At 65.7% G+C, this 8,109-nt stretch carries 7 protein-coding genes; 3 read left to right on the forward strand and 4 right to left on the reverse strand.

The features are described 5' to 3' along the window. Positions 1 to 40 precede the first annotated feature (40 nt). A complete protein-coding gene (locus ACE3TQ_RS05605; RefSeq protein WP_374580978.1) occupies positions 41 to 1,150 on the forward strand; it encodes a type IV pilus twitching motility protein PilT in 1,110 nt (369 codons plus the stop codon). A gap of 108 nt (positions 1,151 to 1,258) precedes the next feature. On the opposite strand, the gene ACE3TQ_RS05610 is transcribed toward ACE3TQ_RS05605, so the two are convergent. Beyond that, on the reverse strand, positions 1,259 to 2,542 hold the full coding sequence (locus ACE3TQ_RS05610; RefSeq protein ID WP_374580979.1) for a cytochrome c: 1,284 nt from the start codon (positions 2,540 to 2,542) through the stop codon (positions 1,259 to 1,261). Beyond that, the gene (locus ACE3TQ_RS05615) at positions 2,539 to 3,246 is read right to left on the reverse strand and encodes a cytochrome c (RefSeq protein ID WP_374580980.1); all 708 of its coding nucleotides are present in this window, start codon (positions 3,244 to 3,246) and stop codon (positions 2,539 to 2,541) included. The genes ACE3TQ_RS05610 and ACE3TQ_RS05615 overlap by 4 nt, the downstream gene beginning before the upstream one ends. Before the next feature lie 91 nt (positions 3,247 to 3,337). On the opposite strand from ACE3TQ_RS05615, the gene ACE3TQ_RS05620 reads away from it, so the two are divergent. After that, positions 3,338 to 4,765, forward strand: a complete 1,428-nt coding sequence (locus ACE3TQ_RS05620; RefSeq protein ID WP_374580981.1) for a PLP-dependent aminotransferase family protein — start codon at positions 3,338 to 3,340, stop codon at positions 4,763 to 4,765. Here ACE3TQ_RS05620 and ACE3TQ_RS05625 read toward each other — a convergent pair. Both ACE3TQ_RS05625 and ACE3TQ_RS05630 read right to left on the reverse strand, forming a co-directional pair. Beyond that, positions 4,713 to 5,369: a 3'-5' exonuclease gene (locus ACE3TQ_RS05625; RefSeq protein WP_374580982.1), complete on the reverse strand. Its 657-nt coding sequence runs from the start codon at positions 5,367 to 5,369 to the stop codon at positions 4,713 to 4,715. The genes ACE3TQ_RS05620 and ACE3TQ_RS05625 overlap by 53 nt on opposite strands. Next, on the reverse strand, positions 5,369 to 5,848 hold the full coding sequence (locus ACE3TQ_RS05630; protein ID WP_374580983.1) for a ProQ/FINO family protein: 480 nt from the start codon (positions 5,846 to 5,848) through the stop codon (positions 5,369 to 5,371). Before ACE3TQ_RS05630 ends, ACE3TQ_RS05625 begins: the two co-directional genes overlap by 1 nt. A 340-nt stretch (positions 5,849 to 6,188) precedes the next feature. On the opposite strand from ACE3TQ_RS05630, the gene ACE3TQ_RS05635 reads away from it, so the two are divergent. Further along, on the forward strand, positions 6,189 to 8,109 hold a 1,921-nt coding region (locus tag ACE3TQ_RS05635; protein WP_374580985.1), incomplete at its 3' end, for an RNA polymerase sigma factor region1.1 domain-containing protein.

An 8,109-nucleotide genomic window follows, 5' to 3' on the forward strand; every position in this document is an offset into this window, starting at 1 on the left:
GCAATAGAATCGTGCGAACCTTTCCGGAGAGCACAGGCACATGGAACACTCGCAAATTCGCACCCTTTCCTACATCGAGAACGAAGACCACCCGGTGTTCGGCACCCTCGTCGAGCAAATCCTGCACCTGCTGAACTCCAAACTGGTTTTCTCCGACATCCTGATCCACCAGAACAGCCCCTTGCTGCTGCGCCAGCCCAAGGGCCTAGTGGCGGTGACCGATTCCCCGATCACGCGCGAGGAACTGGAAGAGTTCTTTGAAGTGGTGGAGCCGAACTGGCGCGAACGCATCCAGGACCGCGCCTTCGACCGCGCCATCGACCTGCACACCGCCCGCATCCGCGCCAACTGCTTTTCGTTCCAGGGCAAGAAGCGCCTGGGCTGCGTGATCCGCCGCTTCCCGAAGGAACCGCTAGCACTGTCGAGCCTGGGCCTGCGTCCGGCCGAGGAAAAGTTCGCCCAGCTGTCGAGCGGCCTGCTGCTGATCATCGGCGACACCTGCCAGGGCAAGTCGACCACCATCGCCTCCATGCTGGACGAGATCAACAAGAACCGCTCCGGCCACATCATCACCATTGAAGACCCGGTGGAGACCCTGATCCCGCAGCGCAAGTGCGTGATCACCCAGCGCGAAGTAGGCTATGACGGCGACGTCGAATCGTTCGACCTCGGCGCCAAGGATGCGCTGCGCGAGCGCCCCGACGTGATCGTGATCGGCGAGATCCGCGACGCCGAAACCGCGCATGAGGCGCTGGCTCTGGCCGAGTCCGGCCCGCTGGTGCTGGCCTCGCTGCATGCGCGCTCGACCGAACTCGGCCTGCAAAAGATGATCCGCCTGCTGGGCAACACCGAACCGCAGCGCCAGGCCCTGGCGCATGCCCTGCGCGGCGTGCTGTGCCAGGCCCTGATGCCGGCACTGGATGGCGACCGCTACTACCTCGCCACCGAAAGCCTGACCGTCAATCCCGAAGTCGCCGCCGTGATCGAAAGCGGCAGCGTGGCCGAGCTGCGCAACATGATGGAACACAAGGCCGCGCCTGGCTGCCACACCATGAACGAATGCCTGCGCAAGCTGCTGGCCGAGAAGAAAGTCAGCCTCGAAGACGCGCGCCACGCCACCACCGACCGCCTCGGCTTCGCCGATATGTAAGCCAGGGACAAAAAAAATGGGGACAAAAAAATGGGGACGTACCCCATTTTTCCGCGCAGCGGAAAATAGGGTACGTCCCCATTTTTTTGTCCCCATTTTTTTTGCGCGCTACTCCAGCGGGACGTTGCGGTAGCGGTTGACGGCGGTGCTGTCGACCGGCGGGGCGTTGTTGCCCCAGGCGGAACGCAGGTAGGAGACGACCTGGGCCACTTCGACGTCGTTCAGGGCGTGGCTGTAAGGCGGCATGCCGTAGGGGCGCGGGTTGCCGGCGGTGCCGGGGGCGAAACCGCCGTTCAGCACGATGCGGATCGGATTCACCGCTTCATCCATCGTCAACGCGCGGTTACCGGCCAGCGGCGGGTAGTGCGGTGGGATGCCTTCGCCTTGCGCGCCGTGGCAGTCCATGCATTGCTTGCGGTAGATCTTTTCGCCGGCGGCGAGGAAGGCGAGCGCTTCCGGTTCCTTTGAGCGCTCGTATGGTTCGCGCTTGCCGGCTTCGTTCGGCAGCGATTTCAGGTACACGGCCATGGCGCGCGCGTCTTCATCGCTCAGGTGCTGCAGGCTTTCGCGCACCACTTCGGCCATCGGGCCGAAAACGGTGGCGCGCTGCGAGATGCCGGTTTTCAGCAGGTCGGTAATGTCTTTCACTTCCCAGTCGCCCAGGCCGGCCTCGCGGTCGGAGGTGAGCGAGGGGGCGTACCAGCCCAGCACGGGTATCAGGCCGCCGGACAGGCTCTTGTCGCTGGCGCCCAGGGCATTGCGTTCGCTGTGGCAGGCAATGCAGTGGCCGGGCCCTTGCACCAGGTAGGCGCCGCGGTTCCATTCGGCGGATTTGCTGTTGTCGGGCGTGTAGACGGCAGGCTTGAAGTAGAGCGCGCGCCAGACCGCCAGCATGGCTTGCTGGTTGTACGGGAAGCGCAGTTCGTGCGGGCGGTTGGCCTGCCGCACCGGGGTGATGGTCTGGAAGTAGGCATACATCGCGTCCGAGTCGTCGCGCGTGATGGCGGTGTAGTTCGTGTACGGGAAGGCTGGGTACAGCAGGCGGCCATCCCTGGCTTTGCCGTTGTGCAGGGCGTTCCAGAAGTCGGTCGCGCTCCAGTTGCCGATGCCGGTTTCCTGGTCGGGCGTGATATTGGGCGAGATCACGCTGCCAAACGGCGTTTGCAGGGCACGCCCGCCGGCGTAGGCGGCGCCGTCGCGCGTGGTGTGGCAGGCCATGCAGTCGGCCGCCTTGGCGAGGTAGGCGCCGCGTGCGATCTTTTCTGCGAGCGGCAGGTTCTGCGCGGCGGCGCTGGGCGCCGGGCCCGTATCGTGTTTGGGCCAGATGAAGCCGACCGCTGCGACCAGCAACAGCAGGGGAACGGCAATGGCGATTTTCGTATTGCGCTTCATTTTTCGTTCTTGTGGGTGGGGAGGCCGCCGCATTCCATGGGCAGCGGCTTGGGCAGCGCGGACGCTGGGCGGGCATTCGGGTCGGCTGGCTGCGCGGCCAGCCAGCCGGAGACGGCGGCCACGTCGGCTTCGCTCAGGCGGTTGGCGACATCGGCCATGCAGTCCGGGGCATGCGCCTTGCGCTTCTGGTTGCGCCAGGCCCCGAACTGGGCGTTGATGTAGTCGCGCGGCAGGCCGATCAGGCCGGGAATGGCGGGGGCGACGCCGGTCATGGCGTCGCCGTGGCAGGCGACGCAGGCGGGCACTTTGCGCGCCGGGTCGCCCTGGTGCACCAGCACGCGGCCGCGTTCGATCATCTGCGGCGTGGCGCTGCTGGCGGCCGGCGGCGAGTAGGGGGCGTGCTGTTCGGAGAAGTACTGGGCGATCTCGCGCAGGTAGGCGTCCGGCAGCTGTTCCACCATATACGTCATCATCGGGTAGTGGCGGCGGCCCTGCTTGAAGTTCAACAGCTGGTTGTACAGGTAGGTGGCGGGCTTGCCGGCGATGCGCGGGAAGAAGGCGTCGCCCTGTTCATTGGCCTTGTGGCAGGCGAGGCAGGCGGCCACGCGCTGATCCATGGTGTCCGGCAGCCGGGCCGGCGCGGCGCGCGCGGGCAGGGCGGCCACAAGGGCGGCGAGGACTGCAATGCATGAGAGAATGCGCATGATGAATCCGTTTTTCTTGTGATGCATCAAGGATACGCCTGCGAGGCGCAGAATAACAGGCTCAGAATAGCCGCGGAAAGAGGGTATCAGTTTGAAGCTGTATGAGGCGCTGGCCGATGAACTGGCGGGGTTGATGGCGGATGGGGTGCTGCGCCCCGGCGAAAAGCTGCCGTCGGTGCGCCAGCAGCAGGAACGGCGCGGCGTCAGCCCGTCCACCGTGTTCCAGGCCTATTACCAGCTGGAGGCGCGCGGCCTGATCGAGTCGCGCCCGCGTTCGGGTTACTACGTGGCTGCGCGGCGCCAGGCGGCGCCGGAGCCGGAAGTGTCGCGGCCGGATGCGGCGTCCACCCTGGTCGATGTCAGCGAGCTGGTATTCCAGGTGCTGGAGGCCAGCCGCGCCCCGGGCAACGTGCCGTTCGGATCGGCCTTCCCCAGCCCCTTGCTGTTCCCGCTCGATAAGCTGGGGCGCGCCGTGACCGCCAGTATGCGCCGCATCGATCCGTGGAGCACGGTGGCCGACCTGCCGCCGGGGAATGCGGAACTGCGGCGCCAGATCGCGCTGCGCTACCAGCTGGACGGGGTGCAGGTGTCGCCCGACGATATCGTGATCACCAACGGCGCGCTGGAGGCGCTCAACCTGTGCCTGCAGGCCGTGGCACGGCCCGGCGACACGGTGCTGGTGGAGTCGCCCAGCTTTTACGCGGCCTTGCAGGCGCTGGAGCGCATCGGTTTGAAGGCGGTGGAGGTGGCGACGCATCCGCGCGACGGCATCGACCTCGATGCCCTGGCGGCGGCTATCGAGCAGCACCAGCCGCGCGCCTGCTGGCTGATGACCAGCTTCCAGAATCCGCTCGGCAGCCTGATGCCGCCGCAGAAGAAACAGGCCCTGGTGGAGCTGCTGGCGGTGCACGAGGTGCCGCTGGTCGAGGATGACGTATATGGCGAGCTGTATTTCGGCGCGCAGCGGCCGGCGCTGGCCAAGCGTTTCGACAGCAAGGGCCTGGTCATGCACTGCAGCTCGTTCTCCAAATGCCTGGCGCCGGGCTTCCGCGTCGGCTGGGCGGCGGCGGGGCGCTTTGCGCGCCAGGTGGAGCGGCTGAAGCTGACCACCAGCCTGGCGGCGGCCATGCCGTCGCAGCTGGCGCTGGCCGAATACCTGGGGCAGGGCGGCTATGAGCGCCACCTGCGCCAGCTGCGCGGCGCGCTGGCCGGGCAGCAGCGGCAGATGCTGGCGGCCATCGGCCAGCACTTCCCGCCTGGCACGCGGGTGACGCAGCCGCAGGGCGGCTATTTCCTATGGGTGGTGCTGCCGGAAGCAGTCGATGCGCTGCAGCTGCACCGGCAGGCGCTGGCGCACGGCATCAGCATTGCGCCGGGACCGATGTTCAGCGCCAAGCGGGCTTTCCGGAACTGCATCCGCCTGAACTACGGCCATGCATGGGACGAGCGGCTGGCCGCTGCCATCGCTACGCTGGGGGCGCTGGCGCACGCGGCGTGCGCGGCTTCTTCGGCGGCTTGATCGGCGGCAGCACATTGCCCAGGCCGATCCAGTGGCGGTACACGCGCAGGGCCACCTGCGCATCGTCGGCCGCGTACAGGATCTGCTTGGCGTTCAGGCGCGGCGCGGCCCAGTTGGTGGTGGAGATTTTCTTGGACTTGGCCAGGGTCTGGCCGAAATACTTGGCGACTGCGCTCTTGGCGCCCAGGTCGTTCTTCTGGCCCGGCACGCGCAGCACCACGCCCAGGTCGACCACTTTCAGCGGTTCGATGCCAAGCTTGCTGCGCACGCGCTTGACGTCGTCCGACAGGCCGAAACCGACCTTCAAGGTCAGGTCCGATTCCAGGATGGCCTTGACTACCTCTGTATGCGCAAAGCCGGCGCCGACCTGGAATAGCCAGGCCTGGCGGTCATCCGCAAACTGGATCAGGTGCGGGCCGTCCGAGCTTTCGCCCTTGACGAAGGTGGGTTTGGATTCGGTGTCGAAGCCGATGGCATCCGCCGCCAGCAAGGCCGCGCGGGCGGCCTCCGCTTCGGCGGCGGTTTTCACGAGGCGCACGTCGGCCAGCCGGATGCCCTCGTACGGCGGCAACTCGGGGACGGCTCCTGGCGCCTCGTCGTGCATTACTTCTTGGAGAACTTGGCGGTCAGCGCTTGCAGCTTTTCCGCGCGGCGGCGGGTCGCTTCTTCGGCGGCTGCGGCTTCGCGCTCGGCGGCGCGTTCAGCCTTGCGGCGTTCCATTTCCTTCTTGTGGCGTTCGGCCAGGGTTTCCTTGGCGTGTTTGCGGTGTTCGTCGGTCACTTCGACGCCGGTGCTGCCGTCCAGGTTGTAGCGCACGGTGGCCTTCTCCATGGCGCGCAGGTAGCGCTGCGAGGAGGTGTGGATGCCCAGGGCGGCGCGCATCAGCTTGCGGTTGATTTCCGGCTGGGCGGCGATCAGCTGCTTGTCGATACCGATCGACAGCGGCAGGCTGTCGCGGAACGGTGCATACTGTTGCTGCAATTGCTTGAGCAGGGCGCGTGCGGAGCCCGGGGCTGCTGGCGCGGCGGCGGCCGCTTCTTCGGCCGGCTGCTGTGGGGTGAGGCTAGTGTTCATCGACTTCATAGGTTAAGCAAGAGCCGCCAGCATACCATGAGGAGCCCCTGCGACGCATTGTCTTTCCTGTCATGATGTTGTTTTGATATCGATTTAGCACGTGCGGCCGGGCTCAAAAGCTTGTATAATGATCGACGCACCAAATGCAGGACGGTGCGTATTCAGTTTTGCAAAGAGTTTTCGGCCGGGGCCATGCCGCCCTGTGAAGTCCAGTTCCAGGGCATGTGCCCTCTCCTCGCACTGAATCCACGGAAGCGGGCCCGTTACAGCGGGCTTTTTCTTTTCCGGATCATCCCTGAACCCGAGCCATCGAGAAGCGCCCCACCGGGAGCGCGCAGAGAGATATTGAATGACGAAACCTAAGACCCTGACGTTGTCCGCCAAGAAATCCACTGGTTCCTCCACCACCAGCGCACCGCTGGCCGTGCCGAAAACCAGCCTTTCCTATGTGATTGACAACGCTCAAGAGGAAGCAGGCAAAGTCACGGTTGTAAAGAAAACCCGTTCGCGCCTGGCCGCCGTGCCGGTGGTGGAAGCCCCGGTGGAAGCCGCGCCGGCCGAACCGGTGGTGAAGACCCGCGCCCGCAAGACTGCTGAAGCCAAGCCGGTATCGCTGGCCGTGGTGGCGGAAGAAGCGCCGGCCGCGCCGGTCAAGCGCGGCCGCAAGCCGAAAGCTGCTGCCGAAGTGGCGCCGGTCACCGTGACCACCGGCCCCGCCGCCGTGACCGAGGTGCGCGACGCCGCCGTGCTGGCCTCGATCGACACCTCCGGCTACCTGCTGCCGCAGGTGAAGGTGCCGGGCCGCCGCGGCCGCAAGCCAAGCGAATTCACACCGGAAAACGACGAAGTGGCGGCACTGAACGCCGTGGAACGCGCCGAACTGAAGGCCGCGTCCAAGGCGCGTGAGCGCAAGGCCAAGGGCCTGGACGCCTTCGGCATGAACGACGGCGCCAATGCGGAGGAGCTGGAAAAGCGCCGCACCCAGTTCAAGAACCTGATTAATCTGGGCAAGGACCGCGGTTACCTGACCTACGCCGAGATCAACGACCACCTGCCGGAAAACATCGTCGATCCGGAAGCGATCGAAGGCATCATCGCCACCTTCAACGACATGGGCATCGCCGTGTACGAGCGCGCGCCGGATGCGGAAGCGCTGCTGCTGTCCGATAACGTGCCGACCGCCGCCAGCGACGACGAAGTGGAAGCCGCAGCCGCCACCGCGCTGTCGACCGTCGACTCCGACTTTGGCCGTACCACCGATCCGGTCCGCATGTACATGCGTGAAATGGGCGCCGTGGCGCTGCTGACGCGCGAAGGCGAGATCGAAATCGCCAAGCGTATCGAAGGCGGCCTGCGCGACATGATCCAGGCGATTTCCGCCTGCCCGACCACCATCTCCGAGATCCTGGCCCTGGCCGAGAAGATCGAGAAGGACGAGATGAAGGTGGACGACGTGGTGGACGGCTTCGTCGACCTGAACGAAGACGCACCGGCCCTGGCGCCAGCCAAGACCGCCGCCGCTTCCGACGAAGACGACGAGGAAGACGAGCTGGAGGAAGAGGAAGAAGAGGAAGATGGCGACGTCAATGGCGGCGCCGCCGGCTACTCGACCGAACAGCTGGCACAGCTGAAGGAAGACGCGCTGGCCAAGTTCGCCCTGATCTCTTCGCAGTTCGACAAGATGCGCAAGGCCGCCTACGGCAATGCCGCCTACCAGAAGGCGCAGGACATCATCTCCAACGAGCTGCTGGGCATCCGCTTCACCGCCAAGGTGGTGGAAAAGCTGTGCGACACCCTGCGCGGCCAGATGGAGCAGGTGCGTTCGATCGAGCGCGCCGTGCTGGAGCTGTGCGTGAACCGCTGCGGCATGCCGCGCGCGCACTTCATCAAGGTCTTCCCGGGCAACGAAACCAACCTGGACTGGGTGGATGGCGAAGTCAACGCCGGCTACCCGTACTCCGCGGTGCTGGGCCGTAACGTGCCCGCCATCAAAGAGCTGCAGAACAAGATGATCGACCTGCAGGAGCGCGTGGCGCTGCCGCTGGCCGACCTGCGCAAGATCAACAAGCAGATGGCAGCCGGCGAGAAGCGCGCCCGCACCGCCAAGCGCGAAATGACCGTGGCCAACCTGCGTCTGGTGATCTCGATCGCCAAGAAGTACATCAACCGCGGCCTGCAGTTCCTGGACCTGATCCAGGAAGGCAATATCGGCCTGCTGAAGGCGGTCGACAAGTTCGAATACCGCCGCGGCTACAAGTTCTCGACCTACG

The organism is Pseudoduganella sp. (genome assembly GCF_041914865.1).
Classification (GTDB): Bacteria; Pseudomonadota; Gammaproteobacteria; order Burkholderiales; family Burkholderiaceae_D; genus Rugamonas.